Origin of the sequence: Mesorhizobium sp. M1A.F.Ca.IN.020.06.1.1, from assembly GCF_004023265.1 — a bacterium.
Lineage (GTDB): Bacteria > Pseudomonadota > Alphaproteobacteria > Rhizobiales > Rhizobiaceae > Mesorhizobium.
Window position 1 is genome coordinate 1 of sequence record NZ_RZSR01001357.1, and the last position, 1,155, is coordinate 1,155.

Consider the following 1,155-nt stretch of genomic DNA (forward strand, 5'->3'; position numbering starts at 1 on the left):
ACCGATGCTAGTTTTGGGGCAATGGCGCGTTGGGCTGGGGAGAGCCGCACGTTACGCGACGATAGCGCAAGACCATCGGCTTCGCGGACTGTCGGACAGGGCACAATAGTGATCGGAATGTCGAGGTCCCGGACCAAGCGCCTGACAAGCTGAAGTTGCTGAAAATCCTTTTCGCCAAAAAAGGCGAAGTCAGCGCCGGCCTGCAGGAAGAGCTTGGCCACGACCGTCGCCACGCCATTGAAATGGCCGGGCCGGAATGCGCCGCACAGGCATTCGCTGATGCCGGACACTGAAACGACCGTGGCGAAGCCCGCCGGGTACATTTCCTCTGCGTCCGGCACATAGAGCAGATGCGTGCCCAGCGGCGCGAGCTTGGCAGCATCTTCGCTTTCCGTCCGAGGATAGGCAATCAGGTCGGCGGGGCTGTTGAACTGCTTGGGGTTTACGAACAGCGTCACGATCACCCGCTCGGCCCTTTCAAGCGCCTTCCGCACAAGGCTCAGATGCCCGTCGTGCAAGGCTCCCATGGTCGGCACAATACCGATCGTGGCACCCGAGCGACGCCATTGCGCAACGACGGCGCGCAGCTCGCTCACAGTTCGAGCGATCGGCACGCTCATGTGAAGTCTCCGGCCTTCAAGGCGTTGACATAGAGATGTTCGACCGCCGGAAAGTGCCGGTTCCGCACATCGGTGGCGTAAGCGGCGATTGCCGCCTCAGCCTGCTCACCGAGCTCGGCATAGCGTTTGACGAACTTCGGCCGAAATGAGGTGAAGAGCCCGAGCATATCGTCGCTCACCAGAATCTGGCCGTCGCAAGCTGGCGAGGCACCGATGCCGATGGTGGGTATGTCGATATCGGCGGTTATCTGCCGTGCAAGCTGCTCCGGTATCTTTTCGAGCACCAAGGAGAAGGCGCCCGCCTCGGTTACCGCCCTGGCGTCGCGCCTGATCCGCTCTGCATCGGCTCCCCGGCCCTGCACACGATAGCCTCCGAACGTGTTTACCGCCTGCGGCGTCAGCCCCACAACCGATGCTAGTTTTGGGGCAATGGCGCGTTGGGCTGGGGAGAGCCGCACGTTACGCGACGATAGCGCAAGACCATCGGCTTCGCGGACTGTCGGACAGGGCACAATAGTGATCGGAATGTCGAGGT

At 61.9% G+C, this 1,155-nt stretch carries 2 protein-coding genes; both read right to left on the reverse strand.

Annotation, left to right across the window (positions count from 1 at the left end):
• Positions 1-620, reverse strand: a 620-nt coding sequence (gene panC / locus EOA60_RS33965) for a pantoate--beta-alanine ligase (RefSeq protein ID WP_128312672.1), incomplete at its 3' end; no start/stop codon positions are given.
• On the reverse strand, positions 617-1,155 hold a 539-nt coding region (locus tag EOA60_RS33970), incomplete at its 5' end, for a pantoate--beta-alanine ligase (RefSeq protein ID WP_206522118.1). The genes EOA60_RS33970 and panC, both read right to left, overlap by 4 nt.